This window comes from Moorena sp. SIO3A2 (genome assembly GCF_010672265.1).
Lineage (GTDB): Bacteria > Cyanobacteriota > Cyanobacteriia > Cyanobacteriales > Coleofasciculaceae > Moorena > Moorena producens.
The window spans coordinates 177,613-202,461 of the sequence record NZ_JAAHHC010000006.1; the positions used below are offsets into that span (position 1 = coordinate 177,613).

A 24,849-nucleotide genomic window follows, 5' to 3' on the forward strand; every position below is an offset into this window, starting at 1 on the left:
CAATCGTTAAAGTTAAGCCTAAGCCATACAACTTTTCTTTATAAATTAAGGGTGATCTTACTATTCTCCTAGTATTCTCTATAGTTACAATTATGAAATTCTTGTTTCGCCGCTCCCAAGCCCAAGATCCTACGACTAATCATCAACGACGTGCTCTCTATGGTCCTAGATTATCCTTATTGCTGCTATGTACAAGCATGGTCTTAACCCTGGGCATCGGTACTACCCTAACTAGAGCTCAAGGGGACGGTAACCTCAGAAAACAGGAAGACCAGTTCATCCAGAAGTACACCTTACCCAAAACTCCCACTAAGGCTCCAGTCTACAAACCTAGACCTCGTCCTCGTCCTCGGCCAGCTGCCCGACCTAGACCAAAAGCTGCTCCGGCAGCGCCACGACAAAGACGCTCTAATCGTGCCCCAGCAAGGGTTGCTCCCGCCCGACCTCGGCCAGCTGCCCGACCTCAGCCACGGCGGACCCAATCCCCCTCCCAGCCCCAACCTCGTTCACAGCCCCAATCTACTCCAAATCCGATTTCTTCTACCCCGAATATCCCATTAAGTGAGTACATCTTGCAATTTAATCGCTCTCCGATTGTAGGCAATCGCCTCCGTATGCGGGGGGTTTATTCGGAAGCAAGACTGGGCTTTACCCGTCCTCGGGGTTGGAAGATAAAAACCGCCAAAGCCTTAATCCGCTTCCAGCATTCACCAGCCCTGATGGCAAATCGCTCTAACCTGACCTTGCGGATTAATGGCACCAGTGTGGCAAGTGTCCCTCTCAACCGCAAGCAGTCTCAGGTGGCTAACGTCATGTTTGCTATCCCAACGACCCTGATCCAGGACTACAATGAACTTTCCCTAGTAGCCCAGCAACACAACACCAAGGGTTGTACGGATGGAGGGGATGCCACGTTGTGGACTGAGGTTTTGCCGGATTCAAAATTAATCTTCCAATACCAAGTTGAACCTATTCCCCTAAACTTCAGTCGCTATCCTTATCCTTTCTTTGATCAACTCAGCTTAGATGCCAATCCCATTGCTTATATGCTGCCGCAGGGGAATGTCCAGACCCGATCCGTGGAGTCCTTAGAATCTTGGTTGACTGCTGCGCCTCGTTTACAGGCTTCCCTAGGCAGGTTGGCTGACTTCCGTCCCATTACCACCCGTTTGGTAGAGACTATCGACGAATTAGAGTGGGGCGATAGTTTAGTTGTGATGGGGACTCCTGGAAATCAACCGGTTTTGAAGTCTTTAGAACTGCCCTTTACCTTCTCCGGGAATCAAATTTTAGATGGGACTCAGATTCCCTTACCCGATGATGTCGGTGTGCTGGCACTTACCACCGTCAATGATGGCAGTAACCCGGTCTTGGTGGTGACTGGCAATGGTTCAGATGGCGTGAAAAAGGCTGCCCAGTTTTTAGTACAGCCAGATACCAGTAAACTTGGCACAGGTCAATTAATTTTCGTGGATCAGGTTCCGGATGTACCAATACCATCCTCCAGAAATTGGCCTGGTTATTTGCCAGAAGAAAATTCCTTTACTCTAGAAGACATCGCTACTCAGCCCAATGGTAAACCCTTTAAGGACGTCACAGTGCGAGGCACTTCAGCACCACCGGTAGAGTTTGATTTTCGGGCCTTACCGGATGATCGCTTTAAACGGGGCAGTTCCATGAATTTAGTTTACAGCTATGGTCCCCAGGTCAATCCTCGCACCTCTGCTGTAGAAGTCTTACTAGATGATGTACTAATTGGTGGTAAACGCTTGACCAAGAGGGATGGCTCACAGCGAGAAACCCTGAAAGTGGATCTTCCTGCCAATCTGATTAAACCCACCTCTAAAATCAAAGTTGCTTTCCGGCTGAACCCCAGGGAACCAGAGGAGTGTGGTAAAATCACCGATCAACAACTAACGGGTACGGTTCATGCTGAGACCAGCTTCAAAGTTAATCGGGAGCCCTCAGTTCAACTACCTAATCTAGAACTGTTGCAAGTAGGTTACCCATTTGCAGCTCCTCAAGATTTGTCTAATACAGCGATCGTGTTGTCAGAGACGCCATCTGATAACGATCTGCTCACCCTCATGGCTATCAGTGAGCGTTTAGGACGTCTAAGTAAGGCAGATTCAGTACAAATGGATGTTTACACCATTGAACAATTGCCTGATCAGATCAAGAGGAAGCGAAATCTAGTTGGAATTGGCACCAGGGAGGAATTTCCCTTTCCAGAGGTATTTGAGTCAAGTGGTTTGCGTTTGAGTAATGCTCTAGGACGTCAGTGGGGTGAAGCTAGTGTCCAGACTCTACCGGATAGTGAAGGGGTAATTAAACAAATCATGTCTCCCTATAACAATCAGCGGGTACTTTTGGCTTTGAGTGGTCAAACGGAAAATGGCTTAGACCGCGTGCGGCAGATTCTCACTAAAGATTCTTGGTTCTACCAGTTGCAGAAGGATACGGTTTTAGTTAGTAGTTATCAACAAGACCCTGCTGGTTATGACCCCGATGCCTATAAGCTAGAGTTCTTTGAACTAGCCGGTTCTAAGAAGCGCATTGAAAAAACCTCCGCCCTCAGTAAAGCATCGTTCTTCCTCCAACGAAACTGGTGGTTCCTAGCTTTAGGTATTCTGGGGGTAACCTTCCTACTTTATGGCATTAGCCAGTTGTACCTCAAGCGTGTGACAGATCAAAAAAGTCATTAGGAATTAGTGATTAGTGATTATTCTTTAGTTTTAATTAGTCTTTAGGATTGTTTGTCTATTAAATAGGATTAAATCAAAATTCCACTGTCAGCTATCAGCTGATAGCTGACGGCTGAATACTTACATCAATATTAGTTTCACATCTCAAATCAAAATGCTATAAATTGCTATGTCTTTTTCCTTATTCAAACAATCGAGAAATAGGCAAAATCGCCCTCGTCGATCCCCTGTAATTACATTACTCGTTGATCGCCTACCTCGGTTTTTTGACCGAGTCCTAGCACGGCTAGGGTCGAATCACTTGTCGTGGCTGATTTTGCTGCTGGTGTTGCTATCCATACCCCTGATTACTACACCCCTAACAGTCAGGCAGCAGGGGATTGTAGCGATCGCACTAATATTGGTTGGTCAAGTGGTAGTGCGCACTGAAGCCAAACAATCTGATAAAACAGTCAGTGAGTATTTTCATCTGTTTTTAGTATGGCTGAGCCTGGTGACCACCATGCGCTACCTATACTATCGCTTTGCCTATACCCTAAATTTTGATACTTGGATCAACGGGTTTTTCTGTGTGCTGTTGTTGGGGGCGGAATTGTATGCAATTCTAACCCTATTGCTAGCTTATTTTCAAACTCTCAAAATCAAAGACCGAGAAACCGTTGATCTGGCTAACTATCCTCAAGACCAATGGTTCAAGGTTGATATCTACATTCCAACCTACAACGAGCCTGTGGAAATTGTCCGCAATACAGCAGTAGCCGCTCTGGCTATGGACTATCCGGAGGATAAAAAACAAGTCTATGTCTTAGATGATGGCAGAAAGTATCCAGAGCGTCGCAAAAAGTTGAAGCAGATGTGCGAAGAAATCGGCTGTAAATTGCTGACTAGACCTAACAATGATCATGCCAAGGCAGGTAATATCAACACAGCGTTTAATACTACCAAGGGCGATCTGGTATTGATTCTGGACTGCGATCACATTCCAGTGCGAAAATTGCTGATGCGCACAGTCGGGTTTTTCTACAACCCAAACGTATCCTTTGTGCAAACGCCCCACTGGTTCTTTAACCCCGACCCCTTTGAGCGAAATCTCCAGACTAAGGGTGAGATTCCAGTGATGAATGAACTCTTTTATAAAGTACTGCAAAAGGGCAATGACTTCTGGAATGCTTCCTTTTTCTGTGGCTCAGCAGCGGTAATTCGCAAAAACCATGCGCTGGAGATTGGGGGAATTGCCGTTGAAACCGTTACAGAAGATTGTCACACGGCCTTCCGACTCCATTCCTTAGGTTATGAGTCAGTGTACTATGACCAGATTATGGTTGCTGGCTTAGCCCCTGAAACCTTTGCCTCCTATGTGGGTCAGCAAGTGCGTTGGGCAAGGGGAATGGCTCAGATTCTACGGCTAGAATTCCCCTTGTTGAACTGGAAGGCAAAACATCTCACCTTAGGCCAGCGGATTTGTTATTTTTCAGCCACCTCCCACTTCTTCTATGGCTTTCCCCGGCTGATTTACGCTGTCACTCCCACTCTATTCCTATTGTTTGGCATCAATCCCATTCAGGGTTTGGGGCTAGAAACCTTATTTTATGCCCTGCCCCATCTACTGATTAGCCTCAATGCTAACTATATCACCTACAAAGAAGTTCGCTTTTCCTTCTGGAACGAGGTGTTTGAATTTGTGATGTCATTCCAGACGGGGTATGTCACTCTGATGGCGGTGATTAACCCCAAGCTCGGTTCATTTAATGTAACTGACAAGGGGGTATCGGTTAGTCAGCGGAGTTTTGATTGGCAGTCAGTACAGGGTCTTTTGGTAGTAACAGCTATAGTGATTGCTGCCTTACTAGCTGTTCCCTTTTGGCTGCTGCTCCGTCCAGAAGATGCAGAAGCGGTCTTGGTTAACGCCATGTGGTGCGTCTTTAACTTGATTCTGCTGACAGCAGGTTTGTTGGTTGCCTTTGAACAACCCCAACAACGCCCCAAACACCGCCTGCTACGACGCCTTCCGGTGACAATTCACACCACTGACCAGAGTTGGCCAGGGGAAACGGTTAATATCTCAGAAAGCGGAGTTTTAATTGCCTTAGATAGCTGGCCCAACCTACCTGATCAAGTAGACCTTGAAATTGTGGGAGATTACGGCAGACGAGCCTTTGTTGCTGGAGAAATTATCCGCAAGACACCGATTAGTGACCATCAAGTTCACCTTGCGATTAATTTGATCAACCTCACTCAAGCTCAGCTAGATGATTTAGTCCTAGTAATTTATTCCGATGTCAGGGAGTGGTATTCCCAGAAGCGTGCGACCTTAGACCGACCCATGGGCTCCTTAGGTTTCTTAGCCACTGGTGTGTTCCGTGCCTTCCGAGAGTTGAATACCCAAACTAGTACTAAGGTGCGTAAACAGATTAGGGCTACTGTTCAGCTTTATTGGGAAGGTAAGTTTTACAGTGGTAGGGCAACTGAAATGGGAGTGATGAGTTTACGGGTTGAATTAGAACGCAGCACTGCCTATTCTGATACCACGGAGCAAACTAGTCCATTGCTCACACCAGAAGATTTACGAAGAATGGAGCAAGACCAACCCTTCGTTGGCTTGCTATTGAGTCAGGAATCGACTAACCAGTTACCACAGCGATTGTTGGCTCAAATTGTGGATGTCGAAGATTTATCCGATCAAGTTGCCATTGAGTTGAAGTTCCCAGACCAATTAAAGCAGAAACAGGAGACCAAAATTAAACAGCTTTTGAAAGTACTGTAGTTGAAGGTTTAATCAGGTTGAAGGTTTAATCAGGTTGAAGGTTTAATCGGGTTGAACGCGCACGCGTGGCCTATTGGCCAAGGTTGAAGGTTTAATCGGGTTGAACGCGCACGCGTGGCCTATTGGCCAAGGTTGACGGTTTAATCGGGTTGAACGCGCACGCGTGGCCTATTGGCCAAGGTTGACGGTTTAAACCTCACGGGGTAACAACAACCCTAAAGCTCTCTGGGTGATTGTGGGAGTAGTCCCAGTGCTTCGGCGTTCGCGTAGCGTCGCCGTAGGCCAATGGCATCTCAATCAGGGGAGATGTCAGAAATGCGATTGGGTAAATCCTGCCAGGGCGATGCGTTCGCGTAGGGTGGCCGTAGGCCAATCCCATTCAACTTTTATTTATCAAAAGGGAGAGTTTGAGAGGGAAAAGAATACCCCTTGACTAATAGTTTGGGGATGAATTTTCCCTTTCAAATAGTGTTAAGATAAAAGATAAAGGTCTTAAAAAACTGGGAATTGACCTTACTCAGCTACCCCCGGTGCGGGGGAAAGTTACGCCCTAGGAGATAACAATCTATTTGGTTGTGCCTGGGAATCCCCATCCAAGACGGTTGGGGAAGTTCAATGCCCTGATGCCAACATTTGCTTGGGTTTGTAGTCAGACCCCAGCTTGTTGGCACAGAATCCTAAATGACGGCTTTGACCAGGTTCGATCAATCGTCCCCAATCCAGCGGGGTGACCACATAGTCTTTAGAGGATTGAGAGTTTTCCATGTTACGGGGTTGGAAATTACCATTCCAACTATTGTTAATTGCAGCTTGATTCATTTGGAATGTTAATTCCCAGTCTTCAACCTTAGTACTGCCCTCATTGATAACCTGTATACCGATGCAAAATCCTTCTTGCCAATCTGAATGCAGGTTAGGTACCACTTTTAAAGGGACACGGTTTCGAGTCTGTGACCTTGTAGAGAGATTAGGGTTAGGGAGATTAGGGCTAGGTTCGGGTGTTGGCATTGGCTCCCTTAAACCTTGGTTGGTATCCGGTGGCGGTGAAGGTAAGGGTGCCATGCCGCTGGGTTTGGCACTGGGGGATGGTAAAGGTAGTGGCTCCTTTAAACCTGGATTAGCAAGGGGTGACGGTAGGGGAAGGGGTGTAACTTGCCTTGGTGTGACAGTTGGTGATGGTGCAGGTAAAGGTGCCGGTAACGGTGCGATTACACCAGGGTTAGTACGCAGGTTAGGTGCCGGTAACGGTGCGATTACACCAGGGTTAGTACGCAGGTTAGGTGCCGGTAACGGTGCGATTACACCAGGGTTGTTACGCAGGTTAGGTGGGGGTAGTGGTGCCACGCTCCTGGGTGTGGGATTGGATAGGGATGGAGGTAGTGGTGCAACCCTCCTGGGTGTGGGATTAGAGAGGGGTGGAGGTAGTGGTGCAACCCTCCTGGATGGTTGCCCACTTGGTGTTGGTGTAGGCATTTGCCCGATTGAGCTGGGTTGGGAATTTGGCAATGGCGTGGGCATTGGTTTGGTTCTGCCTGGTGGGAAACTTGGTCGCCGTATGGAAATTGACGGGATAATCGGAGCAACTCCCACGTTCGGGGCGAAATTGTTGGCAATTAGCAGTCCCTGAAGCAGTTGTTGTTTAGGACCCTCCAAACTCTGCCAATCATCTTGCAGGATCCCGCCAGTATCCCCACTATTGGGATTCCAACTCCAGTAGGCAAAACTTAGATTGTTTCGATTAATGTAATCTACCAGCCGCCGCTTCCAGAGTCCCTCTTTTGAGTTAGGGTCTACCTCCTTACCACCGAATTCTCCGATCAAAATCGGCGCAATGCCTTCTCTAGCGATATAGTTCCAAGCAATTTCCCAGCGGTATTCCAAATTGTTAGGGAAACTCGGTTCTGAAAACCAAGGGTGATTGAAAACTCCAGGGCCGTATTCATGGGGGGAATAGACCAGCTTATTGGCATTAGACAAACGTACTGGATATTCCCTAACCCCTTCCAGATTACCCCCATGCCAATGGGTTGCTAGTCGTTGACGTGGAACATTCTTTTCCACACCTTCAACAACTATCAGCCAATTGGGGTTGACCGCAAGAATGGCATTACCAGCCCTCTGTGCTGCCAGTCGCCAGTCAGTGGCTAGATCGTTTGTTCCCCAGCTGGCTCGACCATGGGGTTCATTTTTCAGGTCTGCACCAATGACATTAGGCTGATTGCGGTAACGAGTTGCCAGCATTTTCCAGGTTTCTATCCAATCAGTTTCCGTAAACCCATCCCCATACCATAATGGAGGAATACGTTGGTCATTGAGTCGGTGACAGTCCAACAAAATTAATATGCCTTGCTGCTGGGCTTCCTTGATAATGGCATCCATGACCTCCAAGGGCGATTTACCGTAAAGCTCCCGATTGTTACCGATGTTGAAATCAATCCCACTGACCTCTGAGGCTCTTAGGGATTGGATAGAAAACGGCAGCCGAATCATGTTGTAGCCCAAGCTTTTGATCTGCGCCAACATATCCTTGTAGTCTCGTTTCCACAACCCATGAGGAGCATGCAACTCTGTCTCAATCCCAAACCAGTTCACCCCTCTGAGTAATATCGGGCGACCTAGGGAATCAAGTAGTTGTGATCCTTGGGTAGAAAGAGGTAGCTGCATGGTTCTTGCTGCATTGGCTGCATCAACAGGATGGTGAGAAGGCAAGGTTAATTCCATCAGGGATAAAAAGACTAACGCTAAGCCAAGACCAATGATTCGCCAAGGAAGTGTAAATTTGGTTCGCTGGTACTTAGGAAGCCTACTATGCCCAGGCTTGCGCCGTCGAGGCTGCCCGAAATGGCTGATGATTGTCAGCAGGATAGTTGATAGGATGCGGGCAACTCGGGATATGTGCCGGAAAAATCTAGACATCGGTTTCTACAAGAGAAGAGGTAGAGTTAGTCACAACTAGAGGTGCGACCCGTGGCAAATTTAATTCGCCAAGGTCAAGCGCACCTAAGAACTTGAGATTGAGCTTCCTTCACCCTGGCTAACTCGACAAACTAAATTAAGCAACTATATATAGGGCAATGGGTAGGTGACGATAGACAATCCCTTAATATCAATACCCAAAACTAGCCCTAATGTCAGTGTATCTCGTCAAAACCGAAACCAGAAAATGCCCCTGATTAAAAATCCTGTAATGCTTGATGGGTAAAGCCTAGAGTCGAAATCAGCAGGTGCGACCCAAGGGCGATTTACTCGCCCATTGGAAAGCGCACCTATAGGAATTTCTGGTGGGGGTTACACAACCTTCACAAAGTATTTTGACAGATTCCAAAGACTAAGTCAGGGCAGGTATTAAAAAAACTCAACAACTTTTGGGGGGGCATACAGTCAAATACTTATTGAACATGGGTTTTAGCTCCATAACCCTTTTTAGTTTCCCCCACATCCACGTTGAAAACCGTCCCTTTTTCAGGGAGTATTGTGAGCTACATAGCCCCTGAATTGTAAAGCTTTCAGGTGATCACTAGGAACTGCAAGTTTCAATCTAGACCGGGTTTATATAGCTTTACTAGTTATTCATATAAAATTCATCAAGTTAGTGAACCGTTTCATGAAAGTTTTATGAAACATGGGCTCACTACGGATTAACTTAAAGAAAAGCGAAAGTATTAAGGGGTGTAGCTACAAAAAACTTCTGCCGCTGACCACTGATAAGTAGTGAGCCAAAGACTAAACTCTTGACAATTTGATCAAAACTTGGCAGAGTTTTGCACGGCTCAGGTTAAATGGCTTATGCGGCAACTATCCAAGGAAACTACTGATTATGACATCTCCGATTAAACAATTTGTCCTGAAACCGATCGTATTTTCAGCTGCACTGTTTGCAGTCCTAACCATACCACTGGCTTGGTTTGGCTCTGAACCTTTGAATATCCAAGTGCAAGAGGAGCCAGTGTTTGATGGTAAACTAATGGACGTAGCTCCACCTTACTTGGGCTTAGCAGCGCTACTAAGTGTGACTCTAGGAACTGCTACGGTGGCGATCACTGGATGGCGCTCCGCTGACCGCAACCGGTCTGATATAGAGGCACAGTTATCCGGTCTTGAGGAAAATCTCAAGAAAAAGGAGGAATTGTTAGAGACACTTCAGCTCTCAGACTCTAGGTTAGATGCTTCTGGACTCAGGGAGTTTACCTCAGATAAAGACACTTCAGTATCTTTGAACGACAACTACCAGCCAATTACCAATCTTGAGCAAGTCAGTTCTGAACCCTTGCCCAAAACCTACCATCCGATTCCCGAAACTGGGTCGGTAACTGAACCAGTAATCATTAACACTCAAGCAGTGGACCATGAACCATCCACTAAACCCCCCACTAAACCCGACTTGGACGTGCGAGCAGCTACGGCTAGGTTTCCATCGGTTCAATCATTTCTAGCCTATGCTCCACCCAATGCTGCTCAGGAGCCACAGATTAACCCAACTTCCCTTAATCGTGATGAGTTTGACCAACTCTACACTAAAATTCAGCATCTGATGTCTCAGATGGTCACTGTAAAAAAGGCTATGGAAAGACGGTCACCCAAAACTTCACTCGAGTAGTCGTGATCAGATAGCTACCAAAAAAACTTGGTAATGGCTAATTCCTAGATATTGATAGTTAAGTCATATCAAGGGTTAGTCATTATCTTTTCTTACTAGTCAAACCGGAATCTTACGACGTAATGTTTTAATAAAAGCCCTAATCACCTCAGCTGGAGTGTTTCTAGTCTGTTCATAATGTTGATGTGGATTGCTTCAATAATTCTATTGCTTCAATAATTCAAGGTCTGATTCTTAAAGAATTATCGTCACAAAGTATGCAAGCACTGTCAAGATCAATGCTGAATTGCTTGAATGCACCCTGACTATGCACTGACATCATATGCACTGACATCAATTAAGCTCAGAATGATTGGAAAGCATTGCTACAATGCGGTCGAACCTTTTCCTATTTTGCCAACCTAGCCATAGGGGGAGAACTTGGGATTCTGCTAATTCTAGTACCAAGGATTGAATTTCTTGGTCAGATGCCTGTCCATAAAGCAGTAGTACTAAGAACCCATTGAGTTGCCGTGCCATTGTTTTAGCTTGAGGTAAGGCATCTATAGCTTCAGTCCAATGGACAGGGAACATCAAATGAAGTGGCTTATCGTCTCCCATGTGGATGAGAGTGGGTTTGAGGAGATTGCAAGTTCCATGAGGTCCCTCGTACCAAGGGCGATGATTTTCTAGGTACGCAGCTTCTGACTTTACCCAAGTATTCATTTTGTACCTCTAAGTTTATTATAGCTCTTATTTTCTTTATGGTAATTGATGAAAAATGGATTCGCTAAAATTCGTTGTAGTCTACAACGAACAAATCCTCTTAGGGTTTGCTCTTGAGAATTTATCCCGTGGGATAATAACTTATTACCATTGGTATCCCAAGGTAATAGGTCTGGTGATATAAACGCTAAATTTATGTAGCTGTAGCTGTCGTAGTTGATTCTCTAAAAAGAACATGGATTGGTAGTATTTAGTCAGTTATGCAATGTTATAACGCTTAAATTTTAAAAAAATCCATAGTTTGCAATTAGTTTTTTTAAGTTATACTTTAGTTAACGACTAATTGAATTTATGGCCAATTTATCTTGACTTATATCCCCACACCAGTGAGGCGGGAATAACTTACGAGGAAGCGAGTTTTTTCAGTTATTGCTCTGACCAAGAGTCAAGATTTAGAGTGACAGTAACCTGGGATGAACCCGAAAAATTTCCCTTTACCTTTATCCTTATTGTGATGGCCAGGGTGCATCTCACTGTCTTGATGCAATAGCGAGTGGTTTGAAGTTACCGTAAGACAGTTGAGCCTTATTCACATAACTTAAACCAAATACCCATAACCTGCCGACGCTCATTGGCTCAACGTAATCAGGTTTCATCTCCGGGGGTTTCCCCCAAGACCGCGCTACCTCGCTGCATCGCTTTTACAATTAGGCAAAAATTCGCGCGAAAATTCCCACACTTCCCGCGCCCGGGCCCCACACTTCCCACACTTCCCTTCTTTTTTACAAATATGAGATGCACCCGATGGGCACAGGACAAGGGCTGATCGAAAAACTTGATCTCAAAAACCCTGGATTAGGTGGTGACTCCTATTAGTTTTTATGGTTCCTTGAGGAGGAATAGTGGTTTGGATTAACAAGTATAGCATTTTCAGGTGAAATGAAAACGCTATATACCTTGAGAGCTCCTCACTTATATATAGCGCTATAGTAATTGAGTAATTTAGTCAGTAATGCGATTGGCCGTAGGCCACGCTACGGGAACGCATATTTCCCAAGCCAGCAGTCCCTCACCAAGATCAAATTCTGAAACTCTGACCAAAGAGGGACTTTTGCATACATGACGTTTGCCTTTTCAAAAAAGGTACCCACACGGGTACTGTCCAAAGCTGGTGGCGTTTTCCATACTCAAAATACGAGTAAACAACACACAAGAAACGCAATGACCAGACATGGCCGACTCTATCTAAGAGATGTTCCCCAAGATCCAGATTCTACGATGGTAGGTTTGGCAGGCTTTTTCCTTCCCCCTCTTATCGAGCTCAGCGAAACCTGTTGCGGCATCTGACCTTTAGTCTAGCATCAGGACAAGCAGTTTCGAGAGCACTACGGATTAAACCGTATGTCTTATAGCGTTTCTCACAGTTATGAGGTACAGTCTTCTTGGAAGCTGATTCCCTGTTAGGTGCGCTTTCCGCATCTAATTATTAAATTCGCCACGGGTCGCACCTCTTGATGCAGCGCATCCCTATTCCCTATTCCCTATTCCCTATTCCCTATTCCCTCTTTTTTCTTCCCAGATCCGCTGTTCCGGTGATCTGCTGTTCCCTAAAATCCCGAAATTGTGTACCTCATAGCTATGATAATTGCTATATCTAAATCAAGACCAGGATTGGAGACCAACACTGGCTTCACATCCAGGCATATTTGGTATTGTCGATCTTCTTAAATTTGCTGGAGTTGCATAGAGACTATAGCAATCCTAAATCATTTCTAAAATCACTGGACTTCTTAAAAACTAGCTCCAACTCCTGTCCCTTCTGCATAGCTGCCTTCTGCCTTCTGCCTTAAAGCAGCCCATTTATTTCACGAATCAGATCGGATTGCTATATCACTTGATAGGGTGCTATAAAATTATACCAATTCACTAAAACCTTGCTATCTATTATAGCAATCCTAAATCATTTGTAAAATCACTGGACTTCTTAAAAACTAGTTCCAACTCCGGTCCCTTCAGCATAGCTGCCTTCTGCCTTCTGCCTTAAAGCAGCCCATTTCTTTCACGAATCAGATCGGATTGCTATATTGCATAATGGTAAAGATTAAGGGGAAAATGTAAAGGTAAAATCTTTGACTTTTTTCCCTTAATCTTGAGTATAGTAATTTGTAGTATTCATAAGTATTAATTAAGTGAAATGGTACCCACAATTCTGGCTCTCGACTTTGACGGTGTTCTGTGTAACGGACTATTAGAGTATTTTCAGACCGCGTGGCGTACATACTGTCAAATTTGGAAACCCGCTAGTCAAACACCACCCGAGAATTTAGCAGCTAGCTTCTACCGCTTACGACCTGTGATCGAAACCGGCTGGGAAATGCCAATATTGATTCACGCGCTGATTCTCGGTATTTCAGAAGAGAAGATTTTGCAGGATTGGTCAGCAGTTGCCCAGTCTATCGTTAATTCCGAGACCTTAGACAGAACCGATATAGCTAAGCAGTTAGACACTATTCGGGATAAATGGATTACCACCGATTTAGATGCTTGGTTGAGTCTACACCAATTTTATCCTGGTGTGATTGAGCGGTTGGATCAAATACTTTCTACAAATACCACACAGCTATATATTGTTTCTACTAAAGAAGGACGCTTCATCAAGCAGCTATTGCAGCAACAAGGTATTAACTTACCACAAGAGAGGATTATTGGCAAGGAGTCCAAACGACCCAAACATCAAACCCTACGACAATTAATTGAAACTTTTCCAGGGGAAGCCGTAACACTATGGTTTGTGGAAGATCGGCTCAAGACCCTTCAATCTGTGCAACAGCAGCCAGACCTCAAACCGGTGAAACTGTATCTAGCTGATTGGGGCTACAACACCAAAGCTGAGCAAGAATCTGCTGGTCATGACCCGAGAATTCAGTTGTTGTCTCTTGAGCAATTTTCCCAGGATTTTTCAAATTGGCTCGATTAACTATTAGGTATTAGGTAAGCTATCAGCTATCAGCTATCAGCTATCAGCTATCAGCTATCAGCTATCAGCTATCAGCTAATGCGCTACAGATGGTGCTACTGTTCGCGCAGCACCTCAAGTAGCGCAATCGGTGCTTTTAGGTGCGACCCGTGGGGCATTTAATAATTAGATGCGGAAAGCGCACCTTTGAATAAAAGAGGTAAGCATTCTTTTAATGTGAGTTAAGTCTTTTAAATAAAAGACTTAAGCATTCATTTAATTTGAGTTATGTTACAGCGCTTGTGGCCTGTGCCACAAAGCTGACGCCTGACAGCTAGCTGTTCGCGTAGCGTGAGCTAAAAGCTCACGGCTGAATGCTTACGGTATTAGTCCTTCTGGAAGCGAAATTTAGGTTTTGGCAGCATTTCAGAGAACTCTATAACTATCACCTCTGAGATTGTCTTCTCAACCAGGGGTGAAAGGGATTTTGAATAAAACGCTTTTCGGTTAGGGTTTCTATGGGATGCGACACCTAATTTTTAAATTCTGGAACTGGTTACTAAACCAAATTTTTCAGAGAATAATCCTGGTTCTAACGATCATGTTTTGCCTGGGAGTGGGAATTGCCCTCTCAAGTATGTCTCGTCTGTCAATGGATCTAATTGAATCCCACGCACTAGAGTATTCAGCCTTATCCGCTCAACTTATTAATGAGGCACGTAACCTCTACAGTACTGAGGTGGTTACTCGTGCTAAAACTGTTGATGGGATTACCGTTACCCATGACTACACTACCAAAAAAGGGGGAATTCCTAATCCAGCTACCTATGTGATAGAACTGGGTTCGCGCATCAGTGCCAATGATACGGGAGCTTTAATCAGGCTTTACAGTGACTATCCCTTTCCCAATCGACAAGGTGAAGGGGGTCCGAAAGATGATTTTGAATGGGATGCACTCAGATTCTTGAGAAAATATCCCACTCAGTCATTTTTTCGCCAAGAGCAGATCCAAGGTCGTTCTTCATTTCGATATGCAGAAGCCATCATTATGCAGCATAGCTGCATTGCTTGTCATAACAGCCATCCGGATAGTCCCAGAATGGATTGGAAAGTAGGAGATGTCAGAGGTGTTTTGGAAATAATTCAGCCTCTAGACAAATTTGTGGTACACACACAAATGGGTCTGAGGAGTACATTTATCACCTTAGGAGGACTATCTGTGTTGGCACTCTCAGGGCTAATTCTGGTTATCGGTAGATTGCGTCAAACAGCAAAGGAATTAACAAGGCGGGTTAGGGAACGCACGGCTGATTTGGCTGAAGCTAACCAAGATTTAGAAAAAAGGAATCAAATCATTAGTCAGATTTTTTGGCGTTACCTGAGTAAGGAAGTGGTAGATAAGTTACTGGAAAAACCCGAAGAATTGAAACTGGGAGGCCAGCGCAAAACTCTCACCATACTAACCTCTGATTTAAGAGGATTTACAGCGCTATCAGAACGATTGCTTCCGGAAGAAGTGGTTAAAATTCTCAATCTCTATCTGAAACATATGTCAGAGGTGATTACTAAATACCAAGGAACCATTGATAAGTTCATGGGTGATGGAATTTTGGTTTTGTTTGGTGCTCCTACGGCGAGAGAAGACGATACAAAACGGGCAGTGGCTTGTGCTGTGGCGATGCAATTGGCAATGGTTCCTGTCAACGAAACGATGAATGAGTGGGGCTATCCACCTCTAGAAATGGGTATTGGTATCAACACAGGTGATGTTGTGGTGGGTAATATTGGCTCGGAAAAACGCACCGATTACAGTGTAGTGGGTAGCCAAGTCAACTTAACCTATCGCATTGAATCCTATACCATAGGTGGTCAAATTCTTATTTCACAATCTACCTTTGAACAGGTTAAGTCAATCGTGATTACTCACGGGCACAAACAGGTACAACCAAAAGGGGTTAAACAGCCAATTACTATCTATCAAGTTGTGGGTATTGGTGATGACTATAATCTCTTTCTACCTAAAGAAGATGAAGAATTTTTTTTCCTTCCTAAAGCCATACCACTCACCTACAAAATTTTGGAAGAAAAGCATATCGGTAAAAATCTTTTTCTTGGAAGTTTAGTTCAGCTTTCAGCTAAGGGAGCGAAAGTGCGTTCCTATGAGATAATAAGAGAGAATTTCCCGGTAGAGCTAAGTAATATAAGCCTGAATATATTAAATCAATACCAAGCAGAATATAGTGATGATATCTATGCTAAAGTGACGTCAATTGAACCAGAAAATAAAGGTTTTTATATCCGTTTTACATCCCAACCTCCAGAGGTAAATAAAATGCTTGATTCTCTATACAAGTCGATAAATGATAGAAGTGAATATAAGGCGTTAGGTATCAACAGTTAGCCGTCAGCTAGGGAAAGGCAAGAGGCAAGAGGCAAGAGGCAAGAGGCAAGCGTCGTATATAGGGATTTTTGGTAGTGATGCAGCACGGTCTTGGGGGAAACCCCCATGAGCGACTGCCGTTCCACGGGGCGTACAAGGTGCGTCGCGGTGTTCCGCACACAGACCCAAAACCACTCGTTATTGCATCAAGACAATGTATTTTTAGTTTATTGAATCCCTTGCTATTTAAGGGTTTAAGCTGATTTAAACTACTCATTTACTATAATCAGTCTAGGAGATACCGGAATGAATATTGCAGTGTGGTGTAGAATAAAGTAAGCAGAAAAGGTCGATACGTGATGATAGTGATAGAGTTCAAGGCATACGGGAAGCAAAAACAATATGATGCGATAGATGAAGCTATAAAAACCGCTAAATTTATTCGAAATAAATGCATCCGTTATTGGATGGACAATAAAGGAGTCAAGAAAACTGATTTAAGTGCTCTTTGTGCCGTCTTAGCTAAAGAATTACCGTTTGCCAATGAATTGAACTCTATGGCTCGTCAAGCCAGTGCTGAACGAGCATGGTCATCAATTGCCCGTTTCTATGACAACTGCAAAAATAAAATTCCTGGTAAGAAAGGATTTCCTAGATTCAAAAAACATTGTCACTCAGTGGAATACAAGACTACTGGATGGAAGTTATGCCCAGACAAAAAATCAATAATTTTTAGTGACAAAAAAGGAATAGGAAAACTCAAGCTCAAGGGTACGTGGGACTTATGGCGCTTTGACAAAAAGCTGATCAAGAGAGTCAGGATAGTCCGTCGAGCAGATGGGTACTATGTTCAGTTTTGCATTCAGATCGATATTAATGAGTCTGTTCCAGCAACAGGAACCACTATTGGCCTGGACGTTGGACTAAAGGATTTTTACACTGACTCCAATGGCAATACTGTACCCAATCCTCGATTTTATAGAAAAGGAGAAAAGCGTCTAAAATTCTATCAACGTCGGGTTTCCCGGAAAAAGAAAGGCTCTGCTAACCGAAAGAAAGCAATTAACAGACTAGGTAAGGCACACCTTAAAATAAGTAGGCAGCGTGAAGAACATGCCAAGAGACTGGTTAGAAGTTACCGCAAGAAGAGTGCAGCCTTTATAGTTGATAGGCTATGCATCAAAGGTGGCAGGTTTTGTTGTAAGGCTGCACTCTTCTAAGGTTTCGTCTCCGGCAGGTTGCGTAGTCCGGTCAAACGACCTGGTCGCCTAGGTCGATTTAAGGGTTAAAAACTTGGTAAAGAACCACTATCTTGCCAAATCTATTAATGATGCAGGTTGGTATCAATTCCGGAAATGGATGGAACATTTTGGGACTAAGTTTGGCAAAGTAACTGTTGCAGTTAATCCAGCGTATACTTCTGCTGAGTGTTCTAATTGTGGTGAAGTAGTCAAAAAGTCTCTATCAACTAGAACCCATGTCTGTCAGTGTGGTTGTTCTCTAGATAGAGACCATAATGCTGCAATCAATATTTTGGAAAGAGCCTTGAGTACGGTGGGGCACACCGGAACTCTGATCTTAAATGATCCAAACGCTTGGGGAGAGGGAACCTCTACTTTTGCTGGTGAAAACCTGTCAAAGCAAGTTGCCTCGTTGAACCAAGAATCCCCGTCTCGCGATTAGCGGGGAGTGTCAAAGTGGTTTGACTTTGAGCCTGGCGGGATTGCTCTCTACAGTATGGTTGGCAGTCAGAAATTGGTATGGTTTGTGGCAAATTAATCTAGCAGATTGAGCTACTGTGGGCGACAAAGGTGACGCAGCAAGCATTCAGCCGTCAGCTGTCAGCTATCATGCCTAATGCCTAATGCTAATCAACGGTCGGTAGTAAACAAGCTGGGGGGTGCTGGTACGGCTGGTTGAAAATCCCTGCTCGTTTTACTGATCCGAGCCCGTGCAGTTAAACCGCCTGCTAGCTGATGGCTGATGGCACCTCAAGTAGCGTGCGCGTAGCGCATTCGCTGAATGCTTACGTTATGCGATCGCAAAAGCAAAATTTGCTCAACCAGTTTTCCCCAAGCCCCCTTCAGATTTTTAATGTAATCCTAGTTGTGGTTTATAGCAGTTTTCAATTGAGAACTGCTATCAATCGATATTGCCTTAACACAGAAAGTGCAGTGAAACAGTACCCTTTTGGGTACTGTCAGCATTAGCTCTGATTAAGAATAATAGGTAAAGAAGCCGTTACTACCAACTCAAGATTGCTTATACATGTAGCAGCTTGCAGCCATCGTAATGGTTTGCGGACCAAGACACTCAGCTCATGGGGCACATGGTGAAGTATGACACTCACCTTTAAAGTCTTACCCAGGGAACTGCATTAACTCAGGCTTCCACTCCAATCAAAAAACTAGCTATAGCATTCAGGTGTGACAAGCAGCCTTGTCAGCCTTCAGTGATGCTCACTTCATCGGTGCTAAGGTCCCGGCTAGTGGCTAATTCCAATCCCCTGATAATTACAGATTACATCCATTGTGGATAAAGGAATAAACTATGGAATTTTATCTGATAAAAGTTTTTTTTATCAAAGCTTTATAGAGTTAAAGTTTTAGTTAATTTTTCGTGAAAGCGATAACCTTTATATAACCATTGTTTTAGTGATAATTACTCGGATAAACTTTTTTAATATTCTGTTAATTTTTGTCAATTATTAGTCCATATGTGTGGAGCAAATATGGACAATATTTCAGAATTTATTAATGGTAAATTTTGATTTTAATCCGACTAATTATATAATCTTTTGTGGGAGATACTTCAGCCATCAATACCAAGATTTGATTCAACTATTATTGAACTCCTAATTACTTACATCAAGGTTCAAATTATCTGTCTTGGAAGTGTAAGTTGATTGTGCTCGATTAATTATTGGGGTTTATATAGGGTTTATAAATAGCTCATTACTAAGCAGTCAGCCGTCAGCCGTCAGCCGTCAGCCTTGAGCTGATAGCACCTCAAGTAGCGTGGCACAGGCTTCAACGCTGGGACCTATCCCATAGGCTGATACCTGATAGCTGATTACTGACCGCTGTTCGCGTAGCGTGTGCGTAGCACATAAGCTGATAGCTGACGGCTGATAGCTTACATTCAATGAATGTTAAAACTGCCCAATTTAGGGCTGTTGTACATAGAAAACCGATTGATATGAACAACGAGCAAGGTAAAGAAGCCAAAATTCTTAAAAGTCATTATTTAACACCATTCCAAAGCAAACTACTCCAAAAAAGTCTAGAAGAGGATTTACATGAGTCCTACCGTCAGCGGATTCAAATTATGTTATTGGCAGATCAGGGCAAATCTCAAACGGAAATTTGTCAAACCTTGGGGTGTTGTGCCGCAACAGTAAGACATTGGATGCATATTGCTCGTAGTGGGATGGCTCACCAATGGCAGGATTGTCCAATTGGTCGCCCCAAGGCAGTCAATGAGCAGTATTTAGACCGTTTGAAAGAACTGATTAACCAGAGTCCCCGGGATTATGGTTATTCCTTTCGCCGCTGGACAGTGAATTGGTTGAACAAACATCTGGCAAAAGAATTCGGGATTGAACTGAGCAATCGCCACCTGCAACGATTGCTCAAGGACATGGGATTATCGACTATACCAAAACGGACAGAGGTTAAATCCCCTAGGGGACGGGAAAAGGATGGTCACAGCATCTTAATTTCTGACCTGAAATCCGCTAATGACTCCGAGTCCAATGGTTTTTGGCTATTCAATCCCAGCAACATGGCATGAGATTATGGTTCGACATACATCCACATCTAATCCACTGATTTCCCCTCAGCAGCTCGCCCATACTCTAGGGCATTCTCTTTCAGAACCAGAACTATCACGCTGTCTCAAACAAATCAAATATCGCGAGCCAACGGTCGGTCAATTTTGGCAGTCAACAGACGCCGAGGCTGGGGTCTATATTGTGATTTCCGGAAAGGTCAGACTGATTAATAGCGCCGGGGAGTTAATTACCAATCTAGAAGCCGGAGCTTCCTTTGGGGAGTGTACTTTCTTTCCAGAGGAGTCTTTTGAGTGCTACTCAGCCAGAGCTTCCCTCAAAACCAAGCTTTGTTATCTAACTCCGGAACTGTTATTTCCCCTAATTAGCAAACATCCCCAAATCCGCGAACATTTTTATCGTCAGGCCCAAGGGCAAAATTCCCTGCTGATGCCGTCGGAGAGTCCTTTGGCAGAAGCCGAGAAAGGGAGAGTGGGGGAAGTAGAAAGAGTAGCGGAGAAGAAAGACATCCCCACCTCAGGAGACGAAAAGCCCAAGCAAACCATTAGCAAAGCTTACTTTCCTAGCCCTACTCAAAAAGTTGGTCATTTGTGGCAGCGAGTGATCCGGCGCTATCCGTTTTTTGCCCAACAGAGTGGTTCTGACTGTGGTGCTGCCTGTCTGGTGATGATCGGTCGCTATTGGGGAAAACGATTCAGTGTTAATCGCTTGCGAGATATCTCCAATGCCGACCGTAATGGCGCTTCATTGCGGGGACTATCAGCGGCGGCGGAAAGTATTGGCTTTTCCACTCGACCGGTGAAAGCTAGTTTGGATCAACTGGCAAAACAACAGCTACCTGCTATTGTCCACTGGGAAGGAAAACACTTTATTGTTGTTTATGAAATTACCAACAAGCATGTGGTAATTGCTGACCCTGGTCTTGGTCAGAAAACTCTGAGCCATCAGGAATTCAAAGCGGATTGGACTGGTTATGCACTGCTACTGGAACCCACAGCAATCCTGAAGGATACCAAAGAAAGTAAGACCTCCTTCTGGCAATTTTTTGAGTTGGTAAAGCCTCACAGTGTCGTGTTGCTGGAGGTGTTTTTTGCTTCCCTGATGATCCAGATATTTGGTCTGATTACACCGATATTTACCCAGATAATTTTAGACCGAGTAGTGGTGCAACGGAGCACCCTCACCCTAACGGCTGTGGGGTTAGGATTGCTGATGTTTACTATGTTTCGGGTTGCGATTACCGGGTTGCGGCAATACTTGCTTGACCACACCGCGAATAAGGTAGACCTAGCACTAATTGTCGGGTTTATCAGCCATACCTTGCGATTACCTTTGGGTTTCTTTGAGTCTCGTTTTGTGGGTGATATTACCTCCCGGATTCAGGAAAATCGTAAAATTGAGCGGTTTCTCACCGGTGAGGCGTTATCTATCCTGCTAGATTTACTAACAGTTTTTATCTATGTGGGGTTGATGTTTTGGTACAGTTGGAAGATGGCGCTGCTAATTTTGGTAATTGTGCCACCTTTTTTCCTGCTGGCGTTGATTTCTACACCGTTTTTAAAACGAATTTCTCGGGAAGTCTTTAATGCGATCGCAAAAGAAAGTAGTTATCTGATTGAAGTACTTTCTGGTGTCCGCACTGTCAAGTCTACAGCAGTTGAGCAAACCGTACGCTGGCATTGGGAAGAGTTATTAAATAAAGAAGTTAAAACTAACTTTTCTGGGCAGGTTATTAGCAATCGACTCCAGATTTTCAGCAATACGATCGAGGGGTTAGCCACTACCGCACTGCTCTGGTTTGGGGCATGGTTGGTGATTCAAAATCAGCTCACCATTGGGCAATTGGTTGCTTTTAATATGTTGCTGGGTCAGGTGATCAGGCCTTTCCAGCGGATCACGGTACTGTGGAATGAATTTCAGGAAGTCGTGATTGCCATGGAGCGCATCAATGATGTGCTGGATTACCAACCAGAAGAAGATTTGCACCATCAGGCACGGCAATCATTACCTGAGTTGCGCGGTCACATTCGCTTTGATCAGGTCACCTTCCGCTATCACCCAGAAAGTGAGAGCAATGTTCTGGAAAATCTTAGTTTTGAGGTCAAACCAGGGCAAATGGTAGCCCTAGTGGGGCGCAGTGGTTCCGGGAAAAGCACTATTTCCAAGCTGATGTTGGGGCTGTATCTTCCTTCAGATGGGAAGGTGTTGATTGATGGGCAAGATATCACCAGTCTTTCCTTAGGCTCCTTGCGCCAGCAAATTGGTGTGGTGGATCAAGATACATTTCTGTTTGGAGGGACAATTCGAGAAAACATCGGTCTGGCTTATCCCTCAGCCACCTTAGACGAAATTATGGCAGCAGCAAAACTGGCCGGTGCCGATGAATTTATCCAAAAACTGCCCATGGGCTATGAAACCGAGATTGGGGAGGGAGGAGGGATGTTGTCTGGGGGACAGCGACAGCGTTTAGCCATTGCTCGCGCCCTCTTGGGAAATCCCCGCCTATTAATTTTCGATGAAGCCACCTCCCACCTGGATGCGGAATCAGAGCGGATTATTCAGACCAATCTCAATACTATTCTCAAAAACCGCACCACCCTAGTTATTGCTCACCGTCTTTCTACGGTACGCAAAGCTGACCTGATTTTAGTCCTGGATAGAGGGGTCTTGATTGAAAGCGGTACTCACGAAGACTTAATGGCAAAGCGAGGACATTATTTCTATCTCAATCAGCAGCAGCTATAGCGCTACGCGCAAGTCAGAAGTCAGAAGTCAGAAGTCAGAAGTCAGGAACAGGGAACAGGGAACAGGGAACAGGGAACAGGGAACAGGGAGGAATCGGTAAAGTCCCCCTTATTAAGGGGGATTTAGGGGGATCAACACCCTTAACAACATCCCCAAGGCTCGATCCTCCCCAGCCCTGCCTCAGCTGATTTAATCTACCGTAATTTTTTTTGAATCCTTTAGCCAACAATCCAAAATACTGCTATGCCTGAAAATCATACATTGAATGGACATAGTCCTACTCAAACTATTCCAGACCAGGGTCCCTATCAGGAGTTACTCACCCAAGAAACGACTTCTCAACCTAGGAATGATCAACGACTCCAGGGTCATGAATGGTCTTATGCGACTAAGGAACTGCTTGATACATTACCTCAGGTTTGGACAAGGGGATTACTCTATTTTTTGATAGTATTTATTGGTATTGCCTTACCTTGGGCGATATTCGCTCAGGTGGATGAGACGGGGAAAGCTAGAGGAAGATTGGAACCTACGGGGGAAACCATCAAACTTGATGCGCCAGTAGCAGGAACCGTAGCAGCAATTAAGGTCAAAGAAGGGGAATTGGTAACGGCTGGTCAAACCTTACTAGAACTGGAATCGGAGTTAGTTAGCACTGAACTTCAGCAGGAACAAAAAAAATTAGAAGGGCAACAGAATCGGCTGAATCAATTAGAGGTGCTGAAAAACCAATTGATACTGGCTCTGCGTACCCAGGAGCAACAAAACCAAGCTCAAGAGTTAGAAAAACAGGCGCAAGTCGAGCAAGCACGGCAGAATCTGGAAGCCTTCAAGTTCGCCTACAGTTTACAAAAGGAAGAACTGTTGGCACAAATAGACCAGGCACGGCAGGCTATTGAATCTAGCAAGGTTGCCTATGAATTAGAAACCATTCGTTTAGAAAGTGCTCAGGAAAAAATTCCCCGTTACCAAAACGCTTATAAAGAGGGGGTTTTGTCAAAAGAACGCTTTTTAGATGTGCAACAGTCAGCCAAAGAAGCCGAGAAAACTATAATCAGAACTGAATTAGAAATAAAACAAGCTCAGTCTCGCCTGAAAGAACAACAAGGTACTTATCAAAAGACGATTCATCAAGCATCGGCTGATATTAAACAATCTCGCCTGCGCTTGCAAGAGCAAGAACGGAGTTATAAAACTTTAGTTCATTCTGGTAAACTGGCTTTACTAAAAAGTGAGGAACAACTGAAAAATATAGAAACCCAAATTACTACCCTCAAAGCAGAAGCATCTCAGACGAAAAGTCAGATTAAATCCTTGGAAATTCAGTTAAAGCAAAGGATGTTAGCGGCTCCGATCGAGGGAATAGTGTTTCAGTCACCAATCAAAAGTGCTGGAGCTGTGGTGCAACCTGGAGACACTATAGTCGAGATTGCTCCAAAGGGGTCGTTCCTTTCCCTGCGAGCCCAGATCGCTATTTCAGAAAGTGGGTCGTTACGGGAAGGAATGGCGGTAAAAATGAAGTTTGATGCTTATCCTTTTCAAGACTATGGGGTAGTAGAAGGCAAGGTAATCAAGATTTCTCCAACCTCCAAGCTTACAGAAACAGAGCAGGGTAAAGTGCCTACTTATGACTTAGAAATTCAGCTCAATAAAACCTGTATGCCCACACCAAAGGAATGTATTGCTCTCCGCCCAGGGGACACCGCAACAGCAGAAGTCATTGTCCGGCAGCGTCGGATTATTGATTTAGTTCTGGATCCATTTAAGAAATTGCAACAGGGGGGTTTGGAATTGTAGTGCTATCTGAAGGGAACAGGGAACAGGGAACAGGGAATAGGGAAAGAGAGGGAAGTGTGCGGAGTTGGACATATAGCGCTACGGGCAAGGCAAAAGGCAAAAGGCAAAAGGCAAAAGTTTACTATCACAGCTTTTCTACTTGTATCAATGTCCTCACCTTAATCGGTAGTGCTATAATCAGCGACTGCATCAACACAATGAGCAAAAATGCTATATGTAACAGTTTTCTCTCCCATGAGGAAGGGATCCCCCTAAATCCCCCTTAATAAGGGGGACTTTGAGGCAATAAAGCGTACCTCATAAATGCGATAAACGCGCTGATAACATTTCTCATAGTAATGAAGTACACAAGATTTTTTCCCTCTTGCCTCTTGCCTCTTGCCTCTTGCCTATTGCCTCTTGCCTCTTGC

General features: G+C 44.6%; 15 protein-coding genes. 11 read left to right on the forward strand and 4 right to left on the reverse strand.

The features are described from left to right. The first annotated feature begins 92 nt into the window (after positions 1-92). Both F6K64_RS08540 and F6K64_RS08545 read left to right on the forward strand, forming a co-directional pair. Positions 93-2,705, forward strand: a complete 2,613-nt coding sequence (locus tag F6K64_RS08540) for a cellulose biosynthesis cyclic di-GMP-binding regulatory protein BcsB (protein ID WP_008178723.1) — start codon at positions 93-95, stop codon at positions 2,703-2,705. 169 nt (positions 2,706-2,874) lie between these two features. Further along, a complete protein-coding gene (locus tag F6K64_RS08545; protein WP_008178726.1) occupies positions 2,875-5,469 on the forward strand; it encodes a glycosyltransferase family 2 protein in 2,595 nt (864 codons plus the stop codon). 196 nt (positions 5,470-5,665) lie between these two features. Here the strand turns inward: F6K64_RS08545 and F6K64_RS08550 are convergent, their stop codons facing one another. Both F6K64_RS08550 and F6K64_RS08555 read right to left on the reverse strand, forming a co-directional pair. Then, positions 5,666-5,842: a hypothetical protein gene (locus F6K64_RS08550; protein WP_287248398.1), complete on the reverse strand. Its 177-nt coding sequence runs from the start codon at positions 5,840-5,842 to the stop codon at positions 5,666-5,668. A gap of 239 nt (positions 5,843-6,081) precedes the next feature. Beyond that, positions 6,082-8,190: a cellulase family glycosylhydrolase gene (locus F6K64_RS08555; RefSeq protein WP_438941754.1), complete on the reverse strand. Its 2,109-nt coding sequence runs from the start codon at positions 8,188-8,190 to the stop codon at positions 6,082-6,084. Between the two features lie 1,096 nt (positions 8,191-9,286). On the opposite strand from F6K64_RS08555, the gene F6K64_RS08560 reads away from it, so the two are divergent. Next, positions 9,287-10,066: a hypothetical protein gene (locus F6K64_RS08560; RefSeq protein ID WP_008178731.1), complete on the forward strand. Its 780-nt coding sequence runs from the start codon at positions 9,287-9,289 to the stop codon at positions 10,064-10,066. A 333-nt stretch (positions 10,067-10,399) separates the two neighbouring features. Here F6K64_RS08560 and F6K64_RS08565 read toward each other — a convergent pair whose 3' ends face one another. Further along, a complete protein-coding gene (locus F6K64_RS08565) occupies positions 10,400-10,771 on the reverse strand; it encodes a hypothetical protein (protein ID WP_008178733.1) in 372 nt (123 codons plus the stop codon). Positions 10,772-11,114: 343 nt separating this feature from the next. Here F6K64_RS08565 and F6K64_RS08570 point away from each other — a divergent pair, with 343 nt between their 5' ends. The 5 genes from F6K64_RS08570 to F6K64_RS08590 all read left to right on the forward strand — a co-directional run bounded on the left by F6K64_RS08570 (position 11,115) and on the right by F6K64_RS08590 (position 17,790). Beyond that, positions 11,115-11,321, forward strand: a complete 207-nt coding sequence (locus F6K64_RS08570) for a hypothetical protein (protein ID WP_008178736.1) — start codon at positions 11,115-11,117, stop codon at positions 11,319-11,321. Between the two features lie 1,644 nt (positions 11,322-12,965). Continuing rightward, a complete protein-coding gene (locus tag F6K64_RS08575; RefSeq protein WP_008178737.1) occupies positions 12,966-13,748 on the forward strand; it encodes an HAD family hydrolase in 783 nt (260 codons plus the stop codon). 580 nt (positions 13,749-14,328) lie between these two features. Then, complete coding sequence (locus tag F6K64_RS08580) at positions 14,329-16,128, forward strand: adenylate/guanylate cyclase domain-containing protein (RefSeq protein WP_229414267.1); 1,800 nt, start codon at positions 14,329-14,331, stop codon at positions 16,126-16,128. A 338-nt stretch (positions 16,129-16,466) separates the two neighbouring features. Next, complete coding sequence (locus F6K64_RS08585) at positions 16,467-17,327, forward strand: RNA-guided endonuclease InsQ/TnpB family protein (RefSeq protein ID WP_008178741.1); 861 nt, start codon at positions 16,467-16,469, stop codon at positions 17,325-17,327. Positions 17,328-17,400: 73 nt separating this feature from the next. Continuing rightward, complete coding sequence (locus tag F6K64_RS08590; protein WP_008178744.1) at positions 17,401-17,790, forward strand: RNA-guided endonuclease InsQ/TnpB family protein; 390 nt, start codon at positions 17,401-17,403, stop codon at positions 17,788-17,790. Positions 17,791-19,093: 1,303 nt separating this feature from the next. Here the strand turns inward: F6K64_RS08590 and F6K64_RS08595 are convergent. Beyond that, entirely contained in the window at positions 19,094-19,252 is a 159-nt protein-coding gene (locus F6K64_RS08595; protein ID WP_287262753.1) for a hypothetical protein, read from the reverse strand. A 53-nt stretch (positions 19,253-19,305) separates the two neighbouring features. Here F6K64_RS08595 and F6K64_RS08600 point away from each other — a divergent pair, with 53 nt between their 5' ends. The 3 genes from F6K64_RS08600 to F6K64_RS08610 all read left to right on the forward strand — a co-directional run bounded on the left by F6K64_RS08600 (position 19,306) and on the right by F6K64_RS08610 (position 24,439). Then, positions 19,306-19,899: a helix-turn-helix domain-containing protein gene (locus F6K64_RS08600; RefSeq protein WP_044492126.1), complete on the forward strand. Its 594-nt coding sequence runs from the start codon at positions 19,306-19,308 to the stop codon at positions 19,897-19,899. 4 nt (positions 19,900-19,903) lie between these two features. Then, a complete protein-coding gene (locus tag F6K64_RS08605) occupies positions 19,904-22,642 on the forward strand; it encodes a peptidase domain-containing ABC transporter (protein ID WP_008178747.1) in 2,739 nt (912 codons plus the stop codon). A 243-nt stretch (positions 22,643-22,885) separates the two neighbouring features. Then, the gene (locus F6K64_RS08610; RefSeq protein WP_008178749.1) at positions 22,886-24,439 is read left to right on the forward strand and encodes a beta-barrel domain-containing protein; all 1,554 of its coding nucleotides are present in this window, start codon (positions 22,886-22,888) and stop codon (positions 24,437-24,439) included. Positions 24,440-24,849 lie beyond the last annotated feature (410 nt).

Excerpts from the sequence above, each read along its gene's own strand:
- F6K64_RS08605 (WP_008178747.1), top strand. The coding sequence starts at position 19,904 with ATGGTTCGACATACATCCACATCTAATCCACTGATTTCCCCTCAGCAG.
- F6K64_RS08560 (WP_008178731.1), top strand. The coding sequence starts at position 9,287 with ATGACATCTCCGATTAAACAATTTGTCCTGAAACCGATCGTATTTTCA.
- F6K64_RS08555 (WP_438941754.1), bottom strand. The coding sequence starts at position 8,190 with ATGGAATTAACCTTGCCTTCTCACCATCCTGTTGATGCAGCCAATGCA.
- F6K64_RS08565 (WP_008178733.1), bottom strand. The coding sequence starts at position 10,771 with ATGAATACTTGGGTAAAGTCAGAAGCTGCGTACCTAGAAAATCATCGC.
- F6K64_RS08600 (WP_044492126.1), top strand. The coding sequence starts at position 19,306 with ATGAACAACGAGCAAGGTAAAGAAGCCAAAATTCTTAAAAGTCATTAT.
- F6K64_RS08580 (WP_229414267.1), top strand. The coding sequence starts at position 14,329 with ATGTTTTGCCTGGGAGTGGGAATTGCCCTCTCAAGTATGTCTCGTCTG.
- F6K64_RS08610 (WP_008178749.1), top strand. The coding sequence starts at position 22,886 with ATGCCTGAAAATCATACATTGAATGGACATAGTCCTACTCAAACTATT.
- F6K64_RS08545 (WP_008178726.1), top strand. The coding sequence starts at position 2,875 with ATGTCTTTTTCCTTATTCAAACAATCGAGAAATAGGCAAAATCGCCCT.
- F6K64_RS08575 (WP_008178737.1), top strand. The coding sequence starts at position 12,966 with ATGGTACCCACAATTCTGGCTCTCGACTTTGACGGTGTTCTGTGTAAC.
- F6K64_RS08540 (WP_008178723.1), top strand. The coding sequence starts at position 93 with ATGAAATTCTTGTTTCGCCGCTCCCAAGCCCAAGATCCTACGACTAAT.
- F6K64_RS08585 (WP_008178741.1), top strand. The coding sequence starts at position 16,467 with ATGATAGTGATAGAGTTCAAGGCATACGGGAAGCAAAAACAATATGAT.